Origin of the sequence: Qipengyuania sp., from assembly GCF_048550555.1 — a bacterium.
Classification (GTDB): Bacteria; Pseudomonadota; Alphaproteobacteria; order Sphingomonadales; family Sphingomonadaceae; genus Qipengyuania.
This window is the reverse complement of record NZ_JBLYYF010000015.1, coordinates 119189-144886: the sequence shown is the minus strand read 5'-3', so window position 1 is coordinate 144886 and position 25698 is coordinate 119189. Positions and strand designations below refer to the sequence as shown.

The following is a 25698-nucleotide window of genomic DNA, read 5'->3' as shown; positions in this document are numbered from 1 at the left end:
AGCGCCCGCCGTTCGGGGCGGGCGCTTTCTTTTTCCTATGCCGTGGGCTCAGGTTTCCTCGTCGACGGCGTTGGCGGCTGACTGCAGGTCGGAACCGGCGCCGCGGACGGTGTTGCAGGCGGCGGCCGAGAGGGACATCGCGGTGATGCCGAATGCGAGCAGGATCTTCTTGATCATTGTGATCTCCTTGCCGAAGGGCTCAGTAGTTTGGCTCCGCGAATTGGAACGGGTCATGCCTGGATCGGTTCCGCGATTGCCCGACGCTCCAGACCGAGCCTGTGTGCGCGCCATGCGATGAGCAAGCCCGCGGCAACCACCAGCGGGGCGCCGAGCAAGGTCGACCAGGGTGGCAGATTGTCGAACACCAGCCAGCCGAACAGCGTCGCCCACACCAGGCCCGAGTAATCCATCACGATGACATTCGCGACCGCGCCATAGCGCAGCGCAGCGGTCAGCAGCGCCTGCCCGAGCAGCCCGATGATCCCGCAGGCGAGCAGCAGCAACCATTCGCCCGGCGTGTGCGTCGTCGCGACGAAGGGCATCGCCAGCGCGAGGAAGGGCACGGTGAAAAGCGAGAAGTAGAACACGATGGTAAGCGGGTGCTCGGTCCTCCCGAGATCGCGCAACTGGACCGAGATCAGCGCGATCATCAGCGCCGCCCCCAGCGCGATCGCCGCCCCCAGCAGCGGCAGGTCGTTGCCCCAGGGTTGGGCGATCAGCACGACGCCGGCGAATCCCATCGCCACCGCGCTCCAGCGCCAGGGCCCCGTCGGCTCGCGCAGGACCAGTGCGGAAAGCAGCACCGCGAAGATCGCCGAGCTGTAGTTGAGCGTGGTCGCAACCGCGAGCGGCAACAGCGTCGCTGCGCCGAAATTCATCGCCATGCCGATCAGGCCGAAGCCCGAGCGGCGCAGGTGCGATGCGGTGCGTCGGGTGTGCAGCAGCTTGAGGCGGTCGCGTAGGGCAAACCAGCCGAACAGGATCGGGATCGTCGGCAGCTGGCGCCAGAACATGATCTCGGCGAGGTGGATGCCTCTGTTGCTGGCCAGCTTCACGCAGGCGAGCAGCCCGGCGAGCACGAAGGCGGCGGCGAGCCGCAGCCCCAGCGCGAGCAGGGGCCGGTGGTGGGGATGGTCGCTCTCGGCCTGCATCGCCTTGGCGGTTAGACCACCCTCATCGCAGTGCAAGCCGGAGATTGCGCGGGCCACGGGCCGTGCCCATATGGCTGCGCCGTGACCGAGCCCGAATTCCTGCTTTTCGCCAGCGATGCCGAACTGGCCGCTTATTGGGGCGCGGCCTGCGTCCTCGTGGCGCTGGCCTGCCTGGTGATGGAGCGACGGCGAATGAGGCGCGCCGAGATCAACCGGGTCGGCTGGATGCCCTGGACCGGCCTGTTCTTGACCTTTGCGGTGATTGGCGGAGGGCTCCTCGCCATGGCGGTTCCCGTTATCTTGGGGAGCTAGCGCACCTGGGGCTTCGAGCTGCGAGCACGCATCTCGGTGAAGCTCTGCATGTAGAGTGCTTCGAAGTGCCGCTCGCGATCGAGATCGCGCAGCGTTTGCCTGCGCGTCGGCTTGCGGTCACCGAGGAAAAACAATTTGTCGAGCATTGCGTCGTCCTACCTTGGACCAAGGTATACGCCGCCATGCGCCGGACTGATTGTATGAAGCCGACGTAATGCGGCGCGTACTTACAAGCAGGCTTCGAGATAGGCCTGGTCGAAGCCGAACATGCGCGCCTTTTCGAGCGTGTAGGGGCGCAGGCCCGAGCTGCGGAATTCGCCGAGGATCTTGCCGTCCTCGCTCTCGTCCAGATACTCGAACTTGAACAGTTCCTGCGTCACGATCACGTCGCCTTCCATCCCGATCACCTCGGTGATGTTGGTGGTGCGACGCGAACCGTCGCGCAAGCGCTTTACTTGCACGATCAGGTCGACCGATTCGGCGATCTGACGGCTGATGGCTTCCTTCGGGATCTTGATGTCGCCCATCAGGATCATGTTTTCCATACGCCCGAGCGCCTCGCGCGGCGAGTTGGCGTGCAGCGTGCACATCGACCCGTCGTGACCGGTGTTCATTGCGGCGAGAAGGTCGAAACACTCCGCGCCACGAATTTCGCCCAGGATGATGCGGTCGGGGCGCATACGCAGGGCGTTCTTGACGAGGTCGCCGATGGTGATCGCACCCTGGCCTTCGAGGTTGGGCGGACGTGTTTCGAGCGGCAGCCAGTGCGGCTGCTGCAGGCGCAGTTCGGCCGCGTCCTCGATCGTCAGCACGCGCTCCCCCGGATCGATCATCTTCGACATCGCGTTGAGCATCGTCGTCTTGCCCGAGCCGGTACCGCCCGAGATGACGATGTTCATCCGGCAGGCGCCCGCGATCTTCAGCGCGGTGCACATCTTGTCGCTCATCGAACCGAAGTCCTTGAGCATGTCGAGCGTGATCGGCTTTTCCGAAAACTTACGAATCGACAGCGCGGTGCCGCGCAGGCTGAGCGGCGGCACGATCACGTTGACGCGGCTGCCGTCTTTGAGGCGCGCGTCGGCCAGCGGGGTGGTCTGGTCGACTCGGCGGCCGACCTGATTGACGATCCGCTGGGCGATCTGAAACAGGTGGGTCTCGTCGCGGAACTTGATCGGCGCGATGACCAGCTTGCCCTTCTTTTCGATATAGGTCTGGTCGGGGCCATTGACCATGATGTCCGAGACGTCGGGATCGTTGAGCAGTTCCTCGAGCGGCCCGAAGCCGAGCAGTTCGTCGACCAGCACCTTTTCCAGCGCGAACTGTTCGCGCCGGTTGAGCGTGACCTTCAACTCGGCCAGCACTTCCATGATGATCGGGCGGAACTCTTCCGACAGCTCGTCCTTGGTCAGCGTCGCCGCCGCTTCGGGATCGACGCGCTCGAGCAGGCGCGGCAGCACCTGTTCCTTGATCTTGTGGACGCTCGCTTCGAACCCGCCGACCTCGCTCTGTCCCGAATGCGTGGAGTTCATCCGCTCTTCGAGGCGCGACATGGCGTCGCCGTTCGAGGACCCGACGGGAGCGGGAACGGCGGAATCGGTGTCGGGCAGGGGCGGGAATTGCTGGCCGCTGCGCGAGCCGTCGCTTTCGCGGTCGACGCGGCTCTGCGCCGGGGTCGGCGTACCGCCCCGCATGGGCTTGGCCACCCCGAATTGCGGACGCGTACCGGCACTGATCCCTGCCGGTCCGTTCTTCCGTCCGAATGCGCTCATTCCGGTCACCCCCGAGGAAAATACTGATTCGTCGGACGGACCGTGCCCTACAGTGGCAAAGCCCGTCTCACGGGTTGTGGTGAATAGAAAGGAAACCTTGATTTTTCCCTAATGGTGCGGGTGGGGACAGGCCGCGCCACAGGGTCGACGTACCGACAATTCCAAGCACCGATTGATTGCCGGCGAGGAATGGCTAAGTCGGCTGCCACAGCTATTCGGAGTACGGGCCTCATGTGCGGAATTATCGGTATCGTTGGTGCGGAGGCCGTGGCCGATCGACTGGTCGACGGGCTGCGACGGATGGAATACCGCGGCTATGACAGTGCCGGTGTCTGCACCTTGGACGAAGGCCGGCTGATCCGGCGCCGCGCAGAGGGCAAGCTCGCCAATCTGGTGACCGAACTCGCCGCCAATCCCGCTCCTGGCGAAGTCGGTATTGCGCATACCCGCTGGGCGACCCATGGCGCGCCGACGGCCAAGAACGCGCACCCCCATGCGACCGAACATGTAGCGCTGGTGCACAATGGCATTATCGAAAACTACAAGGAACTGCGTGCCGAACTGCGCGAGGCGGGCCGCACGCTCGAAAGCGACACCGATACCGAGGTCGTGCTGCAGCATATTTCGTGGCTGGTCGAGCAGGGCAGGAGCCCACAGGAAGCCTTGGCCGGCGTGCTGCCACGGCTGCGTGGCGCCTTCGCTCTGGCGATCGCCTTTCGCGACCATCCCGAACTGCTGATCGGGGCGCGGCGGGGGTCGCCGCTGGTCGTCGGCTATGGCGAAGGGGAGACTTACATCGGCTCCGATGCACTCGCGCTCGCTCCGCTGACGCAGCAGATCAGCTATCTCGAAGAAGGCGACTGGGTGGTGGTGACGCGCGAAGGCGCGACGATCTACGATGCCGAAAATACCCAGGTCGAGCGCGAGGTGCGCACCTCGGGCGCTTCCGCGGCGGCGGTGGAGAAGGGCAATTACCGCCACTTCATGCAGAAGGAGATTTTCGAGCAGCCCACCGTGGTCGCGCAGACACTCGGCTCCTACCTGCGCCAGGCGGACAATTCGGTCGCGCTGCCGCAATTCGATTTCGACCTCTCCAGCGTCCGGCGCGTCACCATCGTCGCCTGCGGGACCTCCTTCTATGCCGGCATGGTGGCGAAATACTGGTTCGAGCAGTTTGCCCGCGTACCCGTCGACATCGATGTCGCCTCCGAATTCCGCTATCGCGAACCGGTGCTGGAGCAGGGCGGGCTCGCGCTGTTCATCTCGCAGAGCGGCGAGACCGCCGATACGCTGGCGGCGCTGCGCCACTGCAAGCAGCACGGCCAGACGATCGGCGTGATCGTCAACGTGCCGACCAGTTCGATGGCGCGCGAGGCCGATCTGCTGCTGCCGACGCATGCGGGCCCCGAAATCGGGGTCGCCTCGACCAAGGCATTCAGCTGCCAGCTGGCGGTGCTCGCCGCGCTGGCCGCGCATATGGCGGTGAAGAAGGGGCTGATGAGCCGCGCGGAGGAGCAGGAGGTAGTCGCCCACCTGCTCGAGGCTCCCGCCGCGCTCAATGCCGCGCTCGACCATGACGACGACATCGCCAGCATGGCGCATCTCATCGCCCCGGCGCGCGACGTGCTCTATCTCGGCCGCGGTCCGGATTTCCCGCTGGCGCTGGAAGGGGCGCTGAAGCTCAAGGAAATCAGCTACATCCATGCCGAAGGCTATGCCAGCGGCGAGATGAAGCATGGGCCCATCGCGCTGATCGACGACGCGGTCCCGGTGATCGTCCTGGCGCCCTCGGGGCCGCTGTTCGAGAAGACCGTCTCGAACATGGAAGAGGTACGCGCGCGCGGCGGACAGATCGTCCTTATCTCGGATGCCGAGGGTCTGGAGCAGGCGGGCGAGGGATGCCTGGCAACGATCGAGATGCCGCGCGTCCACCCGCTGATCGCGCCGCTGGTCTATGCCATTCCGGTGCAATTGCTCGCCTATCACGTCGCTTGCGTCAAAGGCACCGATGTCGACCAGCCGCGCAATCTGGCGAAATCGGTAACCGTGGAATAGGCTGCGCAGGCTGCGCAGGCGGCGCTGTACGGTGTGGTAGGCCTTTACCCGGAGATAAGGTTTTCCGGTTAACGGTGCCACCGTGAGCGAACAGGCACCCACTCTCAAGGCGAAGGCGACCTCGCTGTCGATCGGACAGGTCATCGGGATGGATGCGCCCGAGGGCGGGGACTGGGCGCAGGTCCACGGGCATCAATATGCCCTGCTCAAGCAGCGGATGGGCGTGCGCGCAGCGCTTCACGTGCTCGGTTTTTTCCTTGCCGCAGCGACGCTTCGCAATACGGTTCCGCTGCCCCTGCTGGGGTTCTGGGGAGTGGGCTTGCTGTTCGCCGTCGGGTTCTCGGCCCGTGCCGATCGCCGTTTGAGCGACGCGGACACGCGCAGCATCTCGCTTGGCGAAATCAAGACGCATGCCATGACGGCCGCCGGCAAGGGCGCGATGTGGGGCGTGGGGATGATCCTGAGCGCCCTATTCGCCCACCCGGCCGAGACGGTTCTGGTGTGGAGCATCGCTGCGATGATGGTACTGGCGAGCAGCGCCAGCCGCTTCGGCGCCTCGCTTTCCTCGATCAGTTTCACGCTCGCCGTGGGTGTGGGTGGGCTGCTCGCCGCGCTGATTGCCGGGCAGTTCATTCTGGCGGCAGTGGTGCTCCTGTCGACGCTGATGTCCGTTTTCGGCGTCATCGAGAGCGCGCGTGTGGCGGTGGCCGTGCGCCTCACCGAATCGGCGATGCAGGAAAAGAGCGAAGTCGTTTCGATGCTCTTGCGCGAGTTCGAGGAAGGCAAGGCCGACTGGCTTTGGCAGATCGATACGCGGCGCCGCCTCAAGTCCGTCTCGCCCCGCTTCGCCTTCGCGCTGGGGCAGGAATCGACCCAGGTCGAAGGGCAGTCCTTCCTCCAGCTCATCTCGGGCAATGGCTGGAAGACCGGGCGTTTCCCGCAAAGCCTGCACGAGCTGGCCGACCGGCTGAAGCGCAAGGAGAATTTCTCCAATCTTTTGGTCAAGGTTTCGATCGACGGGCAGGATCGCTGGTGGGAGCTGTCGGGTACGCCGATTATCGACGAATTCGGCAGTTACCACGGCTTCCGCGGCGTCGGTTCGGACGTCACCGAGCAGCGTGAATCCTCCGAAAAGATCGAATATCTGGCGCGCTACGACACGCTGACCCATCTGCCCAACCGGCGGATGCTCAACGAGGCGCTGGGCGAGGCGCTGCAATACGCCGCCCAGTGGCGCTCGCGCTGCGCCTTCATGATGATCGACCTCGACCGCTTCAAGGCGATCAACGATTCGCTCGGCCATCTTGTCGGCGACCGTATGCTTGCGGAAGTCGCCGGGCGGTTGAAGAGCCTCATGACCGATGACGAGGTCTGTGGAAGGCTGGGCGGCGACGAATTCGCGGTGGTCATTCGCGATGCGGCGAAACGCGACCGGATCGAGAGCCTCGCGCGCGAGATCATCGAGCGCCTGTCCGAGCCCTACGAGATCGAAAACCACGTCCTCTACGTCGGTGCCAGCGTCGGTTCGGCGCTGGGTCCGCGCGACGGGCGCACGGTCGAGGAATTGCTGCGCAACGCCGACCTGGCGCTCTATCGCGCCAAGGACGAAGGCGGCGGGGCGCATCGCGAATACGAACCCTCGCTGCATGCCAATGCCGAAGAGCGCCGACAGCTCGAACACTCGCTCCGCCATGCGCTCGAGCGCGACGAACTGGTGCTGCACTACCAGCCAGTAGTCGACGCCCGGACCGAGGGCGTGGTCAGCTTCGAGGCGTTGATCCGCTGGAACAGCGCCGAACACGGCTTCGTCAGCCCTGGCAAGTTCGTGCCCCTGGCGGAGGACACCCGCCTGATCGTGCCGATCGGGACCTGGGTCATGGAGGAGGCGTGCCGCGAGGCCGCCACGCACTGGCCGGCCAATGTGCGCGTCAACGTCAACGTCTCGCCCGAGCAGCTGCTCGAGCCCGATTTCGTGGCCACCGTCGTGCGCGCACTGAGCGAAAGCGGGCTCGATCCCAAGCGGCTCGAGATCGAGGTCACCGAGAGCATCTTCCTGCGCGACGCCAGCGTCGCGCGAAAAGCGCTCGAGGAATGCATGGCGATCGGCTGCTCGATCGCGCTCGACGATTTCGGGACCGGCTATTCCTCGCTCGGCTATCTGCGCAAGCTCAAGTTCTCGACCATCAAGGTCGATCGGACCTTCGTGCAGGGCGCGGCGCAGCAGAGCCCCGAATCGATCGCGATCATCCGCGCCGTGGTCGCCATGGCCGACAGCCTCGGCATGACCACCACCGCCGAAGGGGTCGAAAACGAGGAAGAGGCGGCGATGATCCGCGGCCTCCACTGCACCAAGATCCAGGGCTTCCACTTCGGGCGGCCGATGCCCGCGGGCGATGTCCGCTCGCTCCTCAACCGTCAGGCCGAGGAGTGGCGCCTCAAGAGCGCCTGATCAGGCCTCGGCGAGGGCCTTCACCGCATTCTCGAACAGGGCGAGGCCGTCGGTCCCGCCATGCGCCGCATCGACGGCGCGTTCGGGGTGCGGCATCATGCCGAGCACGTTGCCCGCGGCGTTGAGCACGCCGGCGATGTCGCGGCGCGAGCCGTTGCAGGTCTCGGCATAGCGGAAGGCGATGCGGCCTTCGCCCTCGAGCCGGTCGAGCGTGTCCTCGTCGGCGAAGTAGTTGCCGTCGTGATGGGCCACCGGAATGCGGATCGTCTGGCCGTTGTCGTAGCCGCCGGTGAACAGCGTCTGGCTGTTCTCGACAGTCAGCGCCACGGTGCGGCAGATGAAGGTCTGGCCGGCATTGCGCATCAGCGCGCCGGGCAGCAGCCCCGCTTCGGTCAGCACCTGGAAGCCGTTGCAAATGCCCAGCACGGGGACGCCCCGCTCGGCCTGCTGCTTGACGCTGCGCATGATCGGGCTGTTCGCCGCCATCGCGCCCGAGCGGAGGTAGTCGCCATAGGAAAAACCGCCGGGAAGGGCGATGAAATCGAGCCGCTCGGGCAGGTCGGCATCGCCATGCCAAACGCGCAGCGGCGCGGCGCCCGAGACCTGTTCGAGCGCCACAGCCATGTCGCGGTCGCAGTTCGATCCGGGGAAGGTGATAACGGCGGCGCGGAACGACATCAGCCGACCTTCTCGATGCGGTAGTTTTCGATCACCGTGTTGGCGAGCAGCTTCTCGCACATTTCGGTGAGGGCATCGTCGCTCGTATCGTTGGCCACGTCGAGCTCGATCATCCGACCGACCCGGACATCTTCCACCCCGGCGAAGCCGAGACCTTCGAGCGCATGGTGGACGGCACGACCCTGCGGATCGAGGACGCCGGGCTTGAGAGAGACGTGGACGCGGATCTTCATCGGGCAAGGCCTTTCGTTTGCCGCGCCTATGGCGCAGCCGCCGCGTGCATTCAAGCGTCGGACGCGGATCGCACCCCCGGTCGCATGCGTGACATAATCGAAACGCGTGTAGCGCGATTGCAACAATTGACACGAAACTGACGCCGAACCGCGTGTCGCGCCCCAAAAACCGGGCCGTCATGCTATCGGGCGCGGACGGCGATATTGCCGCACACCTCCAAATGCCCGCGTGATACGATGCGAGCTCAAGCAGGAACTCTCCCCGCCATGACCATCCGTTCGACCGCTGCCCATCTCCTCGGGGCAAGCACTCTCGCGCTCGCGGCTTTCGCTGCGCAGCCGGCCTTCGCCCAGGAAGCCCAAACTCCCGCCGACGCGGAAGCGACCCAAGGCCAGCTCAACACGATCATCGTCACCGCCAACCGGCGCGAGGAAAACCTCCAGGACGTCGCCGTTTCGGCCGCCACGCTCAATTCGAGCATGGTAAAGACCATCTTCGACGCCGGGGCCGAGGTGACCGCGCTCGCCGCGCGCGTCCCCGGCCTGTTCGTCGAAAGCTCGAACGGCCGCGCCGCGCCGCGCTTCTACATCCGCGGCCTCGGCAACACCGATTTCGATCTCGCCGCCTCGCAGCCGGTCTCGGTCGTCATGGACGACATCGTGATGGAAAACGTCACGCTGAAGAGCTTCCCCATCTTCGACGTCGAGCGCATCGAAGTGCTGCGCGGCCCGCAGGGCACGCTGTTCGGGCGCAACACGCCGGCCGGTATCGTCAAGATCGACACCGCCAAGCCGGGCGACCAGTTCGCCGCGCAGGTTTCGGCGAGCTACGGCAGCTTCAATTCGCTCTCGCTCGATGGCGGCGTGACCGTTCCGATCGCGCCGGGCGTCGCCTCGCTGCGCGTGTCGGGTCTTTACCAGCACCGCGACGACTGGGTCGACAACGGCTTCACCGGCCAGGACGACGTGCTCGGCGGTTATGACGAGCTTGCCGGTCGCGCGCAGCTGCTGATCACCCCCGACAGCCGCCTGTCGCTGCTCGGCTCGGTTGCCTTTCGCGATCTCGACGGGACCTCGACGCTGTTCCGTGCCAATATCCTCGGCCCCGGCAACAACGATCTCAACGCCAACTACGACCGCGACACGGTGTTCTACGACGCCGGCGGCGGCAATGTGGCGAAGTACAATGCCTTCGTCGGCAGCTTCAAGCTCGATTATGATGCCGATTTCGCGACGTTGACCAGCATCACCTCCTGGGCCAGCAGCGAAGGTTCGAGCCGCGGCGACATCGATGGCGGCTTCGTCATCCGCGATGCGACCGACCCCGATATCGTGATCGAGACCGGCCCGGGCTTCATTCCGTTCGAATCGGATACGCAGGACTCGATCGATCTCGAGCAGTTCACCCACGAGGTTCGCCTCGCATCGAACCCTGGCGGCGTGATCGACTGGCAGGTCGGCATGTTCGTCTTCAAGAGCGATTTCGACGTCACCACGGTCGGCTTCGGCTTCCCGCCGCCGGTCACTGTGCGCCACACCAACGACAGCTGGGCGACCTTCGGCCAAGTGTCGGTGCGGGCAAGCGATGTGCTCAAGCTTACCGGCGGCCTGCGCTGGACCGACGACATGAAGGAATTCGACGTCACCCAGACGTCGTTCATCTCCGGCCCGGGCACGCAGTACCGCATCGTCAAGGACGAGCGCCTGAGCTGGGACCTGTCGGCCTTCCTCGACGTGAGCGACGATGCCAGCGTCTATGCGCGCCTCGCCAACGGCTTCCGCGCTCCGACCATCCAGGGCCGCGACGTGGCCTTCGGTTCGCCGCCGTCGATCGCGACGTCGGAAAAGATCATGAGCTACGAAGCCGGCTTCAAGTCGGAACTGGCCGGTCGCCGTGTCCGCCTCAACGGCGCGGTTTACTATTACACGATCGAGGATCCGCAGTTCACCGCTGTTGGCGGCGTCAACAACCTCGTCCAGCTGGTCAATGCCGACAAGGGTCGCGGCTATGGTTTCGAACTCGACAGCGCCTTCCAGGTGACCCCGGACTTCCTGCTCACTGCAGGCCTGAGCTGGAACAACACCAAGATTCAGGACGAGAATCTGGCAGTAGGTATCTGTGCGCAGTGCACCGTGACCGATCCGATCGTGACCCTGTCGGGGACCGACCGCGCGCTCGTCGACGGCAACCCGTTCCCCAATGCTCCCGAATGGATCGCCGACGTCACCGCGCGGTACGCCTTCCCGGTCGGCAACGCCGGTGAAGTGTTCTTCTTCACCGACTGGGCCTATCAGGGGAAGACCAACTTCTTCCTCTACGAAAGCGAGGAGTTCAGCGCGAACAACCAGATCGAAGGCGGGCTGCGCGTGGGCTACGCCCGCACCGACGGCACGTTCGAGGTCGCGGCCTTCGTGCGCAACATCACCGATGCCGACAATGTGAAGGGCGGTATCGACTTCAACAACAACACCGCCTTCGTCAACGATCCGCGCGTGTTCGGCATCTCGGCGCGCGTCAGCTACTAAGGCGGGACCGCGTCAGGAAATCGGGGCCGGGGGGGCGATCCCTCCGGCCCCTTTTTTCAGGGCTGCGTGACAGGCTCGGCAGGGACCACGCGGATGCGGAGTTCCTGCGCCGGATCGAGATAGCGCTGCGCCGCGGCCTGCAGCATTTCGGGCGTGACCGCGCGGATGCGGTCCTCATAACTGCGCACGCGGTCGAGCCGCTCGGCGCGCAGCTGCGCTTCGTCGATGACGGCAAGCCACCAGCCGTTCTCCCGCCGGCTCAGCGCGATCTGCTCGAGCAGCGGGGTCCGCGCACGCTCGAGCAGGTCGGCATCGATCGGCGCCTGGCGGAAATCCTCGACGATCGCATCGACCGCCGCAAACACCTCGTCGGCCTGCTCGGGCTTGACCACGACCGAGGTCGAGAAGGTCCCGTATCCGCGATAGATGCTCGACATGCTCGATCCCGCGCCGGGCGAGTAGGAGGCGCCGAGCTGTTCGCGAATGCGGTCGAGCAGTTCGAGCCGCATGGCGAGCGCAAGCATCTGCATGGTCGCCGCTTCCTGCGCGTCGCCGTCGTCGGTGGTCGGCCAATAGGTCAGCGCCAGCGCCTGGTCGCTCGCGCCGGCATGCGTAAGGACACGCTCGCTGCGATCGCTCGCGAACTGTGCCACGCGCTCGCTGTCCCAGCTCTCCAGCGTCGGCGCGCGCTGGGGCAGGGCGCCGAAGCTCGCGGCGACTGCGGCGATCACCGCGTCGCCGTCGAAATCGCCGACGACGGAGATTTCGATCGGTGCCCGGGCGAACTGCTCGGCCACCAGCGCGCGGGCCTGCTCGAGCGTGACCGACGTAAGCTCTTCTTCGGAGGGCAGGCCGAAGCGCGGATTGCCGTCGGCGAGAATTCGCGGAACCTGCGCGCGCGCCACCGCCTGCGGGGTCGCGTCGAGCTGCGCGACATAAGGCGGGATCACCGCCTGCCAGCGCGTGAGCATTTCGGGCCGCAAGCCGGGATCGCTGAAATAGGCGGCGCTGAGGCGGAGCTGCAGCGGCAGGTCGGCCATCGTGGTGCTTCCGCGCACCGTGAACCTGTCCTCGCCCGCGTCGAAGCCGTAGGTCACCTGGCGCCCGGCGAGTACCTGGCGCAGCTCGTCATAGCCCTGCTGCCCGAGCCCGCCGAGCGCGCTGACCGAGGAAAGGAAGACCGCCTGCGCCATCTGGTCGCGCGGCAGTGCCAGCTGGCCCGAACCGAGACGGATCGCGAAGCGCACCCGGTCCTTCTCGAATGGCGTGGGCTTGAGATTGAGCCGGACATTGTTGGCGAAGCGGATCGTGCGGACGCCGAGGTCTTCGACCATGCCGTCTTCGGCCACCGTCCCGGGTGTGCCGAAATCGTCATAGGCGAAGGCCTGCCCGCTGGTATCCGCAGGCGGATCGACCGGTTCGGCGGCGGAGGCGCGCCAGGCGTCGAGAATGGCCGCCTGCGCATCGGCGATCGGCTGCTTGGTCGAGACGTGGATCAGCGGGTCCGACAGCGCGAAGTGACGCGCGAAGGCCTGCGACACCGCCTCTGCGGTGATCGCGGGCTTCTGTGCGAGGAACAGCTCGTAGGTCGTCTGCGGGGTGACGAAGATCCGCTCGTGGCGTGCGGTCGAGAGGATCCCGTCGGCGAGCTGCGTATTGCGCCGCGTGTCCTGCTGGCGCGCCGCATCGCGATAGCGCTGCTCGAAATTGGCGAGTTGCTCGGCCAGTTCGGCCTCGGTGAAGCCATGTTCGACCGCGCGGCGCCATTCCTGCTCGCCGACTTCCAGCGCGCGCTGCCATTCGCCCTCGCGCGCCTCGATCGCGACCTGCGCCTCGCGCTGGATGTCGAAGAAGTCCGAAGCCGAGGCGTTGCCGCTGATGATCGGCGAATCGGACGCATTGGCGATCTTCTGCAGGCGGCGGTCGAGAATGGCGGTGCCGAGCGCGATCAGCCGGGTTTGGGCGCTTTCCGCCACGGTCGGCCGGCGTTCGACATAGGGGGCGAAGCGGTCGATCGTGACCAGTGTCTGGACATCGGGGTCGACGAAATTGGCCGCCGCCGGCCCGCGTGCGAGGTCGAGCGCGCCCTTGTCAACCTCGACCCGCGCCGTCGCGGGCGCCGTCCAGTCGCCGAATGTGGCCCGGATTTTCGCCTCGACCGTATCGGGATCGATGTCGCCGACCACCACCAGCGCCGCGTTGTCGGGCCGATAGTAGCGCCGGTAGAGATCGCGCAGTACCTGGCCCGGTGCGGAATCGATGATTTCCTCGGTCCCCTTGGCGCGGAAGCGCTGCGAATAGAGCGTGGTGGGTGCGACGAAATCGAACCAGTTCTTGAAGCGCCGCAGCGAATAGCTGTTGCGCGTGCGCGTTTCGGACTGGATCACCCCGCGCTCGCGATCGACCGCATCGTCGGCGATCGTCAGTTCGCTCGCGGTCTGGCGCATCAGCATCAGCGCGGTGTCGAGCAGCGCCTCGTCGGTGCGGGGGAGATCGAGCTTGTAGATCGTGTCCTCGAAGCCGGTCGAGGCATTGGTATCCGCACCGAAGGCGAGCCCGAGCCGCTCGAGCAGCTTGACCATCTCGCCCTCGGGCACCTGTTTCGAGCCGTTGAAGGCCATGTGCTCGAGCATGTGCGCGAGACCCAGTTCCTCCTCGCTCTCGTCGATGTAGCCGACGTCGAAGCCGAAGCGCACCGCCGCCGTGTTCTCGGGCGTGCCGTTCTTTAGGATAGCGTAGCGCAGGCCGTTGGCCAGCATGCCGAAACGGACCGCGGGATCGGGGGCGATGTCGTAGACGGGATGGCCCCAGCCGGTCCTCGTCTGGACGGCTTCTACAGGCGGGACAACGGGCGCGTCGCCCGCAATCAGCGGGTGGGCGAGGGCGAGAAGCGGGAGCGCCGCGAGCATGCGGCTGGTGGAGAATGCGGACACGAGAACCTGTGCGATTGCGGCCGAGGCCGGACGTGGTCCGACGCTATGCAATCGCCAGGCTTAAGCCAAGCTTTCCCGCACTACTCGGCGCCACATGCGCCGCAAGCTGCGGAACGCCTATTTCTTGGGCTTGCTCGGAGTGCGCAGGCGCCCGCGATGGGCGCTCATGTCGAGCACTTCGCCCGGGCCGCTGTCGTCGTTCTGTAGCAGGCCGAGCCGGCGCGCGACTTCCTGATAGGCCTCGCTCTCGCCGCCCAGATCGCGACGGAAGCGGTCCTTGTCGAGCTTCTCGCCGGTGTTGATGTCCCACAGGCGGCAGCCGTCGGGGCTGATCTCGTCGGCCAGGATCACGCGGCTGTAATCGCCGTCCCAGATGCGGCCGAATTCGAGCTTGAAATCGACCAGGCGGATGTCGATCGCGCTGAACATGCCGCACAGGAAATCGTTGATGCGGATCGCCATCGACGACATGTCCTGCAGCTCTTCATGGCTGCACCAATTGAAGCAGGCGATTTCCTCTTCGGAGACCTTGGGATCGCCGAGGCTGTCGTCCTTGAGGCAATATTCGATCAGCGTGTGCGGCAGCAGTTCGCCTTCCTCGATCCCGAGGCGCTTGGACAGCGTGCCCGCCGCGACATTGCGCACGACCACCTCCAGCGGGATGATCTCGACCTGGCGGACCAGCTGCTCGCGCATGTTGAGGCGGCGGATGAAATGAGTCGGGATGCCGATGTGGCTGAGGCGGGTGAAGACATACTCGCTGATGCGGTTGTTGATCACGCCCTTGCCGTTGATCGTGCCCTTCTTCTGGGCGTTGAACGCGGTCGCATCATCCTTGAAATACTGGATGATCGTGCCCGGTTCGGGGCCTTCGTAGAGGATCTTGGCCTTGCCTTCGTAGATCTGGCGGCGACGAGCCATGGGCGTGCATTCCTTCGCGCGTAAAAGACAGCCGCCCCGGCGCTCAATCGACGGGCGATTGCGACTGCCGGGGCGTGTGCGAAGCCCCATACAGAAGCAGGTGCGCGAAAGCAATTGCGCGGCAGGGTTGCGACCAGTAGCCGGGGGCCATGGGGTATCGGTCGAACGGTTGCAGGGGAGCGCGCTGACCGGCGCGCTCGATGCGCTCGCGGCGCTGCGAATCGCAGTCTTCGCCGACTTCCCCTATCTCTATGACGGCGATGCCGGATACGAGCGTGACTATCTGCGCGAATTCGCCGCGGAGCCGGGATCGGTGCTGATCGCCGCCATGGATGGCGAGCGGATCGTCGGGGCCGCGACCGCCTCGCCCATGGCGGGGCAGAAGGCGGAATTCCGCCGCCCTTTCGAAGAGCACGGTCACGCCATCGCGCGCCTGTTCTATTTCGGGGAGAGCGTGCTGCTGCCCGCCTTTCGCGGGCAGGGCATCGGCCACGCTTTCTTCGACCGGCGCGAAGAGGCGGCGCGCGCGGCCGGGGCGAGCCATGCCTGCTTCTGCGCCGTGGGCCGGGCGGAGGATGATCCGCACCGGCCGGAAGGCTACCGCCCGCTCGACGACTTCTGGCGCGGCCGCGGCTACGAGAAGGCCGAAGGGCTCACCACCGTGCTCGACTGGAAGACGCGAGGCAGCGTCGGCGAAATCCCGCATACCATGCAGTTCTGGATCGGCGCGCTCTAGTGGACCGCCGTCGAGGGGGTATCCTCGACCGCCGGGGCATGGTCGTCCTTGAGCTTCTCGATCAGCCTGCCGAGCGTCGCGCGCTGGACCAGCACGCTGAACAGCACGGCGGCAAAGGTGGCCGCGAGGATGAGTTCGCGCGTCTCGCCGGGCGGTAGCGACAGCGCCAGCGCGATCGAGATGCCGCCGCGCAGGCCGCCCCACCACAGCACCCGGCCCGCGCCCTTGTCCGATAGCCGTGCCGCCGGGATCGCCTTCGTCGAAAGCGTCACGGCGATTGCGCGCGCGACGAGCGTCAGCGGGATCGCGGCGAGGCCGAAGAGCAGGTCGTCCACCCCGGCGGCGAGCGCGATCATCTCGAGCCCGATCAGCAGGAACAGCACCGAGTTGAGCAGCTCGTCGACCAGCTCCCAGAACTTGATCACATAGTCGCGGGTCACGTCGCTCATCGCGTAGGTAACCCCCTGGTTGCCGATCAGCAGGCCGGCGACCGCCATCGCCAGCGGGCCGGAGACGTGGAGCGAGGAGCACAGCGCATAGCCGCCCATGACGATCGCCAGCGTGATCAGCACCTCGAGCGTATATTCGTCCATGCTGGCGAGCGCGCGATAGCCGATCCAGCCGAACACGAGGCCGACCAGCACACCGCCACCCGCCTCGAACGCGAACAGCCGCGCGCCCTCGGCGAGCGAGAAATCGGCGCCGGTCAGCGCGGCGCCGAGCAGGATGGTGAAGACGACGATGCCGACCCCGTCGTTGAACAGGCTCTCTCCCGCGACCGCGCTCTGCAGCGATTGCGGGACCTTTTCTTCCTTGAGCACGCCGAGCACCGAGACCGGGTCGGTGGGGGCGATCAGCGCACCGAAGACGAAATACCAGATCGGCGCCACCGGCAGTCCGAGCACCGATCCGACGCCCCACATGGCGAGGCCGACGAGCACGGTCGAGACCATCACGCCGAAGGTCGACAGCAGCAGCACCGGCAGCCAGGCGCTCTTGAGCCGGTCGAGATCGACATGCAGCGCGCCCGCGAAGAGCAGGAAGCTGAGCATGCCCTGCAGCAGCGTCTCGGTGAAATCGAGCCGCTGCAGCGTCTCCGCGACCCAGTCGTCGACCGTGATGGCGGGGATGAAGGCATTGGCGACCATCAGCCCGATCGCGCTCAGCGCGCCCATCACGGTCAGCCCGATGACATGCGGCAGCTTGACGAAATGATGGTTGAACCACCCCAGCAGCGCCGAAGCGACGACGAGCAGGGCAGCGATGTCGAAAGCGGATAGCGCGGTGCTGGTGGTTTCGTGCATGACCGATGCCTAGCGCGGGCGGCGATGCAGGAAAAGCCGGGGCAGCGAAGTGGTGCCCAGGGGCGGAGTCGAACCACCGACACGACGATTTTCAATCGTCTGCTCTACCACTGAGCTACCCGGGCACACTGCTTCGGCGAGGGGGCCGGTGCGGCCCCGCGAGCAATGAGAGCGCGCCTATGGCGAAGCCGGACCGCCTTGGCAAGGGGGTATTTAGTCCTCTTTCCCCCGAATGACCTCGGCGGCGATTTCTTCGGGCAGCGCGGGCCGTCCGGGCACCGCATAGCCGTCACCGAACCATTGCGAGAGGTCGCGGTCGCGGCAGCGGCTCGAGCAGAAGGGGGCGTATTCCTCGCTGCGCGGTTTCTTGCAGATCGGGCAGGGGCGGGACTTAGTCGTCATGCGCGACGATCTGGGCCGCGGCGGCCTCGATCGCAAGGCCCGGATCGATTTCTATCCGCACCGGGCGCGCGGTGCGCCGCTCGAGTTCGGCGAGCCATTCGGGCTTGAGCCTGGCCTTGAGCGCGGGATGCAGGGTCAACAGCGTCACGCCCGGCCCCTCGACCATGTCGGCGCGCCGCAAGGCCATGCGCGCCGCCAGTCCCACCCGCGAGGTAGCGAAGCGATGGAGCAGCGAGGGCCCTTCGAGCCGCGCGACGATCTGGACGAAGCCGAAGCCGTTCATCGCGGTGCGCTCGTGCGGCCAGTCGGCCAGCGCCTCCTCCAGCGCCGCGTCGACTGCCTTGCGGTCTGCCTTGACCTGGAGGGTGGGGAAATCGATCCCGATCGAACCACCGAGACCGAACAAGGGCAGCCAGCGCGCGATTTCGGGAACGGCGGCCAGGGCCAGCTCGCGCGGGGCAAGGTCGCCGTCGATGTCGATCAGCGTCATCGCGGGGGTGACGGCGAAGAGCATCGACCCGCCGGCGAATGCGACCCCGCCTGAGGATGCAGCATGCCAGACCTCTTCCCACGCACCGGAGGGCAGGCGACGGACTGGTTTGCCGGTCTCGAAGACATCCTCGGCAATCGGGCCGGCCTGGTCCGCCGGGCGAGCGGCGGGAAGCTTGAAGCGCCCGCGTTCGGTCATGGCTGCGCGGGTCACGACGAAGTGATAGCTCGCCCCCTCGCTCGCATTGCGGGGCAGTCTGTCGATCAGTACCTCGCGACCCGAAGGGTGTTCGGCCACGCCGCGCGTGCCGTTCTTGCGCAGCAGCCTTCCCTCGAACCCGTCGCCCGCCGCAAGTTCGCCGGGCCAGCGCAGCCTGGCGGCCAGGACGTCGTCGCCTTCGATCAGCAGGGCGCGGCACTCGCCGATGCCCTCCTCGATCAGCCACTCAGGCAAGGTCGAACCCTGCCGCCTTCAGCAGCGTGCGCGTTTCGTAGAGCGGCAGGCCGACGACGCCCGAGTGGCTGCCCTGGATGCGGCGGACCAGACCCTCGGCCATGCCCTGGATCGCATAGCCGCCGGCCTTGCCGTGCCATTCGCCGCTGGCGATGTAAGCGTCGATCTCGTCGGACGAGAGCCGCTTGAAGATCACCACCGTTTCGCTCAGTCGCTCGCGCAGTGTCCCGTCGGGCGCGCGCAGCGCAATTGCGGAAAGCACGCGGTGACGGCGGCCGGAGAGCAGCTCGAGGCATTGGCGTGCGGTGGGCTCGTCCTCGGCCTTGGGCAGGATGCGGCGCCCGGCGGCGACCACCGTGTCGCCCGCGAGCACGAAGCCCTCGCTCGATCCCGCCGCCTCGGCCTTCTCGCGCGCCATGCGGCGGGCGTAGTCGCGTGGCAGTTCGTCCTTGCGCGGCGTCTCGTCGATATCGGCGGGTGCGACGGCGGCAGGAGTCGCGCCGAGGCGGGCGAGCAACTCGCGCCTCCGGGGACTGGCCGATGCTAGAATGAGAGTGGGCTGGCCCACGGGCGCTTATTGCGGGCCGGGGCCGCCGCGACCGGGCATGAAGCGGTAGGTGATCCGCGCCTTGGTCAGATCGTAGGGCGTCAGCTCGCACAGGACCTCGTCGCCCACCAGCACGCGGATGCGGTTCTTGCGCATCTTGCCGGCGGTGTGGCCGAGCACTTCATGGCCGTTCTCGAGCTCGACGCGGAACATCGCATTGGGCAGCAGTTCCACCACCTTGCCGCGCATTTCGAGAAGTTCTTCTTTGGCCATCTAGTCTGTCGTGTCCGTTCGAGTGTGCAATACGAGCGGCGGCCTTTAGCGGCGCAGGCGCTAAAAGGGAAGCCTTGGCGATACGCGACACCTATCTACGGACCGCCCATGGCCACCGACCAGCGACAATGCGATACGGAAACCGGGGTTGCCGCGGGGCATTCTTGGCCACATAGCCTTCCTTCGGGGGCGGCTCGACATCGTCCATAGGAAGGCCCGTTTCTTGAATTCGATAAGGATCGCAGCAGTTTCGCTGGTCGCCCTAGGCTGGGCTACCGGTGCCCAGGCACAGGATGTGGCGCAGGCGGCCGATGCCGCTTCCGAAACCGGCGAGGAGGACCTCACCGGCCCCGGCACCATCGTCGTCTCGGGCGAGCGGATCCGCGGGCAGCTGATCGTCGACCAGCCGCCGGTCGCCGAATACGACAGCGAGGACATTTCCGCCTTCGGGGGCAGTTCGATCGCCGACATCATTGCCGCGATCGAACCTTCGACCGGCGGCGCGCGCGGCGGCCGTGGCGGCGGCGGACCGGTATTCCTCGTCAACGGCATCCGCGTGTCGAGCCCGCGCGAATTCCGCTCCTACCCGCCCGAGAGCATCGCCAAGATCGAGGTCTTCGCCGAGGAGGTCGCGCAGCGCTTCGGCTACGATCCCGACCAGCGCGTCGTGAACATCGTCCTCAAGAACGACTATTCGGCGCTCACGTTAGAAGGTGAGCTCGAGGCGCCCGCACGCGGCGGCTACTGGCGCAACGAGGAGGAGGCGACCTATCTGAGGATCGCCGACGGCGCGCGACTCAATTTCAATCTCGATTTCGAGGATACCAGCCTGCTGACCGAGGCGGAGCGCGGCTTCACCGTGCCCTCCGCCATTCCCGGCGTCGCCGACGAAGCGCCCTTCCGCAGCCTGGTTTCGGACAGCTGGCAAGTCGAAGGGACCGCCAATTACGCGCGCGCCTTCATCGACAGCGGCTCCTCGCTCAGCCTCAACGCCACCGCCTCGCGCGAAGAGAGCACGGGCCTCTCGGGTCTGCGCGACACGGGCAGCGCGGTCGAGCCGATCGAGCGCCGCCGCCGGACCGACACGCTCTCGCTGGGCGCGGCCTACAACCGCAGCATCGGCTCGTGGAAGGCGACCTTCACCAGCGACGCGGTGCTCGCCAATGGCGACACCGAGATCGATCGCCGAAACGCGGCCGGGTTCGACACCGCCGAAACGCGCACCCGGACGGTGGTCAACAAGGCGACCTTGACCGGCTATCCGGTCGAACTGCCGGCCGGCGAAGTGTCGGCCACGCTCGATCTCGGTTTCGACTGGAAGCGCCTCGAAAGCAGCGACACACGCTCGGCGAGCGATGCCTCGATCACGCGTCGTCGCTTCGATGGCGGGATCAATCTCAACATTCCCATCGCTCGCCGCGGCGAGGCCTGGGGCGCGATCGGCAACGCCAGCATCAACCTGTCCGCGGGGGCCGAGGACCTGTCCGACTTCGGCAGCCTCACCAACTGGACCGCGGGCCTCAACTGGTCGCCTGTCGAGAAACTCAACCTCCAGGTCACGCGCATCTGGCGCGAGGCGGCGCCGGGGATCTCGGCGCTCGGCAATCCGCGGATCGACGAATTCAACGTACCCGTGTTCGATTTCGCGACCGGGCAGGACGTGCTCGCCACGGTTACCACGGGCGGCAATCCCAACCTCGGCGCGGAAACGCAGTCGGACTGGAAGCTGGGGGCCAATTGGGAACTGCCGCTCGACGGCGCACGGTTGCAGGTCGATTACGGCATCAACCGCTCGCGCGACGTCACGCTGTCCTCGCCCGCCTTCACCGCCGCATTTGAGCAGGCCTTCCCGGACCGGGTAACCCGCGATGCAGGCGGCGAACTGCTGGCCATCGACCGGCGCCCGGTGACGCTTTACGAAACGCGCAGCCGCACGCTCAGCTTCGGTCTGTCGATGCGGGGACGCATCGGCGGATCGGATGAATCCGGGGGCGGCCGTTCGGGCCGCTCGGGCGGTTCGCGCCGGGGCCCGCCGGGCGAGTTCGGCGGCGGCGGCGAGAATGAGGCGCCGCGCTTCGACCCCGAACGCTTCGCCAAGATGCGCGAGCAGTTCTGCGCCGCGCCCGCGACAGGCACGCCCGACCTTTCGCAGTTGCCCGAAGGCATGCGCGCGCGGCTGGTCGATGCCGACGGCAATCCCGATCCCGCACGCGTCGAAATGTTGCGCCAGCGCCTGTGCAGCGCCGATGGCGAAGCCGATGTCGGCCGCTTCGCCGCCCTGCGCGAGGCGCTGTGCGCCGAACCGCCGCGGATCGATGCGCTGCCCCCGCAGATGCTCGAACGGCTGCGCGGCGAGGATGGCGAGATCGACCAGGAGCGGCTCAATCAGTTCCGCGCCCGCATTTGCGCGGTCGAGGGCACCGGCGGACCGCCGCGCGGCGAGGGCGGCCAGCGTGGCGGCGGGGCGGCCATGAACCCCTTCGCCCGGCGCGGCGGTGGTGGTGGCGGGCGCTATTTCGTCAACCTCAACCACACCATCGCCCTGCAGAACGAGGTCACGCTGGCGCAGGGCGGTCCGGTGTTCGATCAGCTCGACGGCTATGTACTCGGCAGCGGGGCGATCCCCAGGCACAGCACACGGCTCGAAGGCGGCATGTTCATGGACGGCTACGGCGCGCGCCTCTCGGGCAATTACCTCGGCGAGGCGGTGCTGCGCGGGAGCGGGCTGCCCGGATCGAGCGATCTCTTCTTCGGCGATCTGGTGACCTTCGACCTGCGGCTGTTCGCCGACCTCGGCCAGATACTCAAGCGCGAGGAGGGCTTCTTCAAGGGCTTCCGCGTCTCCTTCGTGGTCGACAATATCTTCGACGGCCAACGCCGCGTGGTCGACGCCAATGGCGACGTGCCCGATGCCTACGACCCGCGCCGGATCGATCCGGTGGGCCGTTATCTCGGCATCGACCTGCGGAAGATGTTCTGACCGGTCAGGCGAGCGCGCGGCGCGGGAAGAACAGGCTCGCAAGGCCTGCCGCGCGGAACGGCTTCCAGGCCCCTTCGGGCTGCGCTAGCCGGTCTGCGATGGCATAGACGGCCGCCGGGTTCACTCCGAGCCCGCAATGGCTCGCATGGACCTCGATGTTCTCGCACTCGGCATGGTCGCCGCATTGCACCGATCCGCGCCAATGGACGACGCCGTCGGTCCGCGTGAGGATCGAGGTGGTCGGCACTGGCGGCGCTTCGGCCAGCTTGCGGAAATTGCCGCCCCGCATCGGCTCGGGCTCCTTGCCGTTGAGATATTCGAACAGGCGCGCGGCATTGGTATGCCCGCGATCGTCGCTGATCGGCGAGCCCAGGCTGATCACCCCGCGCACCTTGTCGGGCGCAAGCTTGGCCAGTTCGCGCGCGAACACGCCGCCGAGGCTCCAGCCGACGATGCTGACCTTCCCACCCGTGCGCTCGTGCAGTTCCTCGACGCAGCCCATCATCGCCTCGATCCGCGCATTGTCGACGCGGACGTTGCGGCCGAGGTTCCAGCCGACCGCATCGTAGCCGAGGTCGGACAGCAGCGAGCGCAGCGGCGCGGTCGAATAATCCGATGCCATGAAGCCGGGCAGCACCAGCACGCCGTGCCCGTCACCGCGCGGCAGCATCGAAAGCAGCGGCCGCAGCGCGTAGAAGCTGGCCAGTTCGCCCAACGCGCGGCCCGGTTCGGCCAGCGTCAGCAGGCGGTTGGGCGGGCGGGCTTCGGTGGTGGTTGTCGTCATTCGGTGGTCGAACCTTTCAGGGGCTGGGCAGGCTTCTTCGAACGCCTCGTGGAGGTCTTTGTGCCTCCTTTTGCGGGTTCGGACGGCTTTTTCCTCGGTGCGGCCCGCTTCCTGGCGGCGGGCTTCTTGGGCGCAGATTTGGCTAAGCTCTTCTTCGCCGGAGGTTTTTGTTCCGCAGGCGCGGCATTTCCCGCCGCAGCATCGCGCAATTCCTCAAAACTTTCGCGAATGCAGGCCGCGTAGAATTCCGGATCGTCCATCATCTCGCGGTCGGCGGTGAAGGCGATGGTCGCTTCCTTGGTGTAGCTCTGCACCACATGGGCGAGGCCCATGCCGTCGGTCAGGCAGATCAGGCCCATCATGCTCTCGAGCCGCGCACCGGCCGAATAGATCGGCACCGGCGGGCCGGGCACGTTGGTCACCACGGTGGTGAAGATCGGTCCGACGCCGCGATTGGCAAGGCTGAGGCGGGTATAGAGCTGCGCGCCCAGGCTCATCCACAGCGCCGGGCTGACCTTGCTCATCTCGGTCATGTTGCGCGCGCCCATGGCGTCGGTCATGGCCTTGGAATTGGTCGTGCGGTCGTGAACCCAGGCCAGCCGCTCGAGCGGATCGGCGATCTGCGTACCGAGCGGGGCGATCATCGCGGCCACCTGGTTGCCCATCGCATTCTTCTCGCCGGTCGAGCGGACCGAAATCGGCGCCATTGCGGTGAGCGATTTCTTCGGCAGCTCGCCCTTGCTGTCGAGATAGCGCCGCATCGCCCCGCCGATGATGGTCAGGAAGACATCGTTGACCTTGGCACCCTCGGCCGCGCCACGGATCGCCCTGATGTCCGCCAGCGGGACGCTCACACCCTCGACCACGCGGTGCGGAGAAATCTTCCGGTTGAAGCGCGTCTTGGGCGCGATCATCTCGGTCGAGACGTCGAATTCCTTCGCCGCGAGGCCTCTCAGCGCCTTGGTCAGGCCGGGGGCCGCCTTGGCCGCGACCTCGATCTGCTTGAGCGGATTGGCGATCGCGTTGAAATAGCTCTTGCCGAGCAGTTCGATCGGATTGGGGACCTTTTCGGGCTTCCATTCGTCGGGGCCGGGCGGGGGCGGCTCGTCGGGCCGCAGCGTGTGCGTCGCCTCCATCAGGTCGATCCCGCTCATCCCGTCGATCGCCGCATGGTGGACCTTGGTGATATAGGCGTAGCAGCCCTTGGGCAGGCCCTCGACATTGTCGAGCCCCTCGACCACGGTGAATTCCCACGGCGGGCGGTCGAGGTCGAGCGGGCGGGCGAAGATGCGCGCTGCCTGGATGCACAATTGCCGCCAGTCGCCCGGCGCGGGCAGCGCCACGTGGCGGACATGGTATTCGAGGTCGAAGTCGGGATCCTCGATCCAGTAGGGATAATCGAGGTCGAAGGGCACGCGCACCATCCGCTGGCGCATGGTCTTGGAAAGCTGCAGGCGGCTCTCGAAAAAGGCGAGGATGTCCTTGAACCGCACGAAGCCGTCGGGCGCGGTGGCGGGATTGTAGATCAGGATCGAACCGATGTGCATCGGCGAATTGCGCGTTTCGAGCGCGACGAAACTCGCATCCATGCCCTGGAGCTGCTGCATCGGCTTCCCTTCACGCGCTCGCCGCAAGCCGCTCGGTCGCGGGCGATCCTGCTCCTCTGGTTCCGCTTGTGCGGATCCTAGATGGTCAGGCTAGCAAGTTGGGCGGCGTGGTCAATCTTATCTCCCGGATCCATGCCGATCAGAGCGCGCAGCGCCTCGATGATGCGGTCCTGCGCCAGACCGCAGATCGCCCCGATAAACAGCGCCGAGCGCCAGTCGGCCGGCATCTTGAACTCCTTGCCGATATTCACGTTCTCATAAACGTTGAAGAAGATCACCGCGATCGCGGTGGAAACCAGCAGCGAAGCAGAGTTCAGTGTCTTGATCACGTCTTCGAAGCGGATAACGCCGCCGTCGCCGACCAGCAGGAGGATGCCCGCACCGAGCAGGGCGCCGATCACTGCCACTATCGACAACATGAAGGGCCGGGGGCTGACGTCGATCGTGGTCGAGACAGTGCTGACTCGAGTGTCGGGATCGCGCTTTCGGGCCGCCTCGGGGGGCTCGGACATGTCTCCGGGTTCCGGAGTGATCTCGCGGTGCTCGACATCGAATGCCACCTGATAGCGTCGGCGATTGACCCAGGCGCGGTCGAAACGCAGAACATAGGTCGTCGTCAGCGCGGACCCGGCGTCGATTTCGCCCGCACCGGTGTTTTGGAGACCGCGTCCGGCCTCCTCCAGTTTTTCGAGCTGGGCGAGCTTTGCATCGAAGATCTCGGCGATGTCGCCCTCTTCGTTCTCTATCCACCGCGCCCTCGCGTACTGAGCGTCCTTGAGATCGAAGATTTCGAACCTTGCCGACTTGAGAGCGCTGCTGGCCCAATTGTCGGTCCCACCGGTTCGGGAGAAAGCTTCGGCGAAAATCCTGAAGTACCACAGGAAGATATTGGGAAACTTGAAGGCTTCGCGCATGAACTTGCCAAGCGCCTCGCTGTAGCGCTTGAGAAAGACCTCGGAATTGGAGAGCTGGCTCATTTCCGACATGCGATCGAGATGCGAGATCAGCTTGCGGCGCCTGCTCTCGACATTCGCGATCGACGTATCGACGGTTTCGACGATCCGCGACCCCTTCTGAAGTCGCGGACAGATGGTT

22 protein-coding genes and 1 tRNA gene are annotated in these 25698 nt (G+C 66.2%); 6 read left to right on the top strand and 17 right to left on the bottom strand.

Translation table 11 applies throughout. From position 1 onward, the window contains the following. Positions 1-48: 48 nt before the first annotated feature. The gene (locus tag ACN4E0_RS03240) at positions 49-177 is read right to left on the bottom strand and encodes a hypothetical protein (RefSeq protein WP_419565508.1); all 129 of its coding nucleotides are present in this window, start codon (positions 175-177) and stop codon (positions 49-51) included. A gap of 53 nt (positions 178-230) precedes the next feature. Beyond that, on the bottom strand, positions 231-1151 hold the full coding sequence (locus tag ACN4E0_RS03235; RefSeq protein ID WP_419565506.1) for a DMT family transporter: 921 nt from the start codon (positions 1149-1151) through the stop codon (positions 231-233). Between the two features lie 81 nt (positions 1152-1232). Between ACN4E0_RS03235 and ACN4E0_RS03230 the strand changes: the two genes are divergently transcribed. After that, a complete protein-coding gene (locus ACN4E0_RS03230; protein ID WP_419565503.1) occupies positions 1233-1463 on the top strand; it encodes a hypothetical protein in 231 nt (76 codons plus the stop codon). Here the strand turns inward: ACN4E0_RS03230 and ACN4E0_RS03225 are convergent. Further along, the gene (locus ACN4E0_RS03225; protein WP_419565500.1) at positions 1460-1609 is read right to left on the bottom strand and encodes a hypothetical protein; all 150 of its coding nucleotides are present in this window, start codon (positions 1607-1609) and stop codon (positions 1460-1462) included. The two genes, ACN4E0_RS03230 and ACN4E0_RS03225, sit on opposite strands and share 4 nt — an antisense overlap. A gap of 81 nt (positions 1610-1690) precedes the next feature. After that, on the bottom strand, positions 1691-3232 hold the full coding sequence (locus tag ACN4E0_RS03220) for a CpaF family protein (RefSeq protein WP_419565498.1): 1542 nt from the start codon (positions 3230-3232) through the stop codon (positions 1691-1693). Positions 3233-3463: 231 nt separating this feature from the next. Between ACN4E0_RS03220 and glmS the strand changes: the two genes are divergently transcribed. Further along, positions 3464-5287 carry a glutamine--fructose-6-phosphate transaminase (isomerizing) gene (gene glmS, locus ACN4E0_RS03215; RefSeq protein WP_419565495.1) on the top strand — a complete coding sequence of 608 codons (1824 nt, stop codon included), beginning with the start codon at positions 3464-3466 and terminating at the stop codon, positions 5285-5287. A gap of 82 nt (positions 5288-5369) precedes the next feature. Beyond that, positions 5370-7736, top strand: coding sequence for a putative bifunctional diguanylate cyclase/phosphodiesterase (locus ACN4E0_RS03210; RefSeq protein WP_419565493.1), 2367 nt, complete (start codon positions 5370-5372; stop codon positions 7734-7736). Here ACN4E0_RS03210 and purQ read toward each other — a convergent pair whose 3' ends face one another. Both purQ and purS read right to left on the bottom strand, forming a co-directional pair. Continuing rightward, positions 7737-8414: a phosphoribosylformylglycinamidine synthase subunit PurQ gene (gene purQ, locus ACN4E0_RS03205; RefSeq protein ID WP_419565490.1), complete on the bottom strand. Its 678-nt coding sequence runs from the start codon at positions 8412-8414 to the stop codon at positions 7737-7739. After that, a complete protein-coding gene (gene purS / locus ACN4E0_RS03200) occupies positions 8414-8647 on the bottom strand; it encodes a phosphoribosylformylglycinamidine synthase subunit PurS (protein WP_419565487.1) in 234 nt (77 codons plus the stop codon). The genes purQ and purS overlap by 1 nt, the downstream gene beginning before the upstream one ends. Positions 8648-8914: 267 nt before the next feature. Between purS and ACN4E0_RS03195 the strand changes: the two genes are divergently transcribed. Next, positions 8915-11173: a TonB-dependent receptor gene (locus ACN4E0_RS03195; protein WP_419565486.1), complete on the top strand. Its 2259-nt coding sequence runs from the start codon at positions 8915-8917 to the stop codon at positions 11171-11173. A gap of 56 nt (positions 11174-11229) precedes the next feature. Here the strand turns inward: ACN4E0_RS03195 and ACN4E0_RS03190 are convergent, their stop codons facing one another. After that, positions 11230-14106: a M16 family metallopeptidase gene (locus ACN4E0_RS03190; protein WP_419565484.1), complete on the bottom strand. Its 2877-nt coding sequence runs from the start codon at positions 14104-14106 to the stop codon at positions 11230-11232. Positions 14107-14223: 117 nt separating this feature from the next. Continuing rightward, positions 14224-15027 carry a phosphoribosylaminoimidazolesuccinocarboxamide synthase gene (gene purC, locus ACN4E0_RS03185; RefSeq protein WP_221603091.1) on the bottom strand — a complete coding sequence of 268 codons (804 nt, stop codon included), beginning with the start codon at positions 15025-15027 and terminating at the stop codon, positions 14224-14226. A 169-nt stretch (positions 15028-15196) separates the two neighbouring features. On the opposite strand from purC, the gene ACN4E0_RS03180 reads away from it, so the two are divergent. Then, the gene (locus ACN4E0_RS03180) at positions 15197-15763 is read left to right on the top strand and encodes a GNAT family N-acetyltransferase (protein ID WP_419565643.1); all 567 of its coding nucleotides are present in this window, start codon (positions 15197-15199) and stop codon (positions 15761-15763) included. Here ACN4E0_RS03180 and ACN4E0_RS03175 read toward each other — a convergent pair. The 6 genes from ACN4E0_RS03175 to infA all read right to left on the bottom strand — a co-directional run bounded on the left by ACN4E0_RS03175 (position 15760) and on the right by infA (position 19232). Beyond that, a complete protein-coding gene (locus ACN4E0_RS03175; RefSeq protein ID WP_419565481.1) occupies positions 15760-17067 on the bottom strand; it encodes a cation:proton antiporter in 1308 nt (435 codons plus the stop codon). The two genes, ACN4E0_RS03180 and ACN4E0_RS03175, sit on opposite strands and share 4 nt — an antisense overlap. 50 nt (positions 17068-17117) lie before the next feature. Then, positions 17118-17192: transfer RNA gene (locus tag ACN4E0_RS03170), tRNA-Phe, on the bottom strand. An 88-nt stretch (positions 17193-17280) separates the two neighbouring features. Then, positions 17281-17469 carry a DNA gyrase inhibitor YacG gene (locus ACN4E0_RS03165; protein ID WP_419565479.1) on the bottom strand — a complete coding sequence of 63 codons (189 nt, stop codon included), beginning with the start codon at positions 17467-17469 and terminating at the stop codon, positions 17281-17283. Then, positions 17459-18412 carry a ribonuclease gene (locus ACN4E0_RS03160; protein WP_419565476.1) on the bottom strand — a complete coding sequence of 318 codons (954 nt, stop codon included), beginning with the start codon at positions 18410-18412 and terminating at the stop codon, positions 17459-17461. Before ACN4E0_RS03160 ends, ACN4E0_RS03165 begins: the two co-directional genes overlap by 11 nt. Continuing rightward, positions 18405-18929: a Maf family protein gene (locus ACN4E0_RS03155; RefSeq protein ID WP_419565475.1), complete on the bottom strand. Its 525-nt coding sequence runs from the start codon at positions 18927-18929 to the stop codon at positions 18405-18407. Before ACN4E0_RS03155 ends, ACN4E0_RS03160 begins: the two co-directional genes overlap by 8 nt. Before the next feature lie 57 nt (positions 18930-18986). Then, positions 18987-19232: a translation initiation factor IF-1 gene (infA, locus tag ACN4E0_RS03150; protein ID WP_047806247.1), complete on the bottom strand. Its 246-nt coding sequence runs from the start codon at positions 19230-19232 to the stop codon at positions 18987-18989. Positions 19233-19455: 223 nt separating this feature from the next. On the opposite strand from infA, the gene ACN4E0_RS03145 reads away from it, so the two are divergent. Then, positions 19456-22212: a hypothetical protein gene (locus ACN4E0_RS03145; RefSeq protein ID WP_419565471.1), complete on the top strand. Its 2757-nt coding sequence runs from the start codon at positions 19456-19458 to the stop codon at positions 22210-22212. Between the two features lie 4 nt (positions 22213-22216). Here ACN4E0_RS03145 and ACN4E0_RS03140 read toward each other — a convergent pair whose 3' ends face one another. The 3 genes from ACN4E0_RS03140 to ACN4E0_RS03130 all read right to left on the bottom strand — a co-directional run bounded on the left by ACN4E0_RS03140 (position 22217) and on the right by ACN4E0_RS03130 (position 25580). Continuing rightward, on the bottom strand, positions 22217-22996 hold the full coding sequence (locus ACN4E0_RS03140) for an esterase/lipase family protein (protein WP_419565468.1): 780 nt from the start codon (positions 22994-22996) through the stop codon (positions 22217-22219). Then, positions 22993-24603, bottom strand: coding sequence for a wax ester/triacylglycerol synthase family O-acyltransferase (locus ACN4E0_RS03135; RefSeq protein ID WP_419565465.1), 1611 nt, complete (start codon positions 24601-24603; stop codon positions 22993-22995). Before ACN4E0_RS03135 ends, ACN4E0_RS03140 begins: the two co-directional genes overlap by 4 nt. Before the next feature lie 77 nt (positions 24604-24680). Further along, on the bottom strand, positions 24681-25580 hold the full coding sequence (locus ACN4E0_RS03130; RefSeq protein WP_419565462.1) for a hypothetical protein: 900 nt from the start codon (positions 25578-25580) through the stop codon (positions 24681-24683). Positions 25581-25698 lie beyond the last annotated feature (118 nt).

Bases quoted from the DNA above. Each gene is read 5' to 3' on its own strand.
- ACN4E0_RS03240 (WP_419565508.1), bottom strand. From the start codon at position 177: ATGATCAAGAAGATCCTGCTCGCATTCGGCATCACCGCGATGTCCCTC.
- ACN4E0_RS03235 (WP_419565506.1), bottom strand. From the start codon at position 1,151: ATGCAGGCCGAGAGCGACCATCCCCACCACCGGCCCCTGCTCGCGCTG.
- ACN4E0_RS03225 (WP_419565500.1), bottom strand. From the start codon at position 1,609: ATGCTCGACAAATTGTTTTTCCTCGGTGACCGCAAGCCGACGCGCAGG.
- ACN4E0_RS03220 (WP_419565498.1), bottom strand. From the start codon at position 3,232: ATGAGCGCATTCGGACGGAAGAACGGACCGGCAGGGATCAGTGCCGGT.
- glmS (WP_419565495.1), top strand. From the start codon at position 3,464: ATGTGCGGAATTATCGGTATCGTTGGTGCGGAGGCCGTGGCCGATCGA.
- purQ (WP_419565490.1), bottom strand. From the start codon at position 8,414: ATGTCGTTCCGCGCCGCCGTTATCACCTTCCCCGGATCGAACTGCGAC.
- purS (WP_419565487.1), bottom strand. From the start codon at position 8,647: ATGAAGATCCGCGTCCACGTCTCTCTCAAGCCCGGCGTCCTCGATCCG.
- ACN4E0_RS03195 (WP_419565486.1), top strand. From the start codon at position 8,915: ATGACCATCCGTTCGACCGCTGCCCATCTCCTCGGGGCAAGCACTCTC.
- purC (WP_221603091.1), bottom strand. From the start codon at position 15,027: ATGGCTCGTCGCCGCCAGATCTACGAAGGCAAGGCCAAGATCCTCTAC.
- ACN4E0_RS03175 (WP_419565481.1), bottom strand. From the start codon at position 17,067: ATGCACGAAACCACCAGCACCGCGCTATCCGCTTTCGACATCGCTGCC.
- ACN4E0_RS03165 (WP_419565479.1), bottom strand. From the start codon at position 17,469: ATGACGACTAAGTCCCGCCCCTGCCCGATCTGCAAGAAACCGCGCAGC.
- infA (WP_047806247.1), bottom strand. From the start codon at position 19,232: ATGGCCAAAGAAGAACTTCTCGAAATGCGCGGCAAGGTGGTGGAACTG.
- ACN4E0_RS03140 (WP_419565468.1), bottom strand. From the start codon at position 22,996: ATGACGACAACCACCACCGAAGCCCGCCCGCCCAACCGCCTGCTGACG.
- ACN4E0_RS03135 (WP_419565465.1), bottom strand. From the start codon at position 24,603: ATGCAGCAGCTCCAGGGCATGGATGCGAGTTTCGTCGCGCTCGAAACG.
- ACN4E0_RS03130 (WP_419565462.1), bottom strand. From the start codon at position 25,580: ATGAGCCAGCTCTCCAATTCCGAGGTCTTTCTCAAGCGCTACAGCGAG.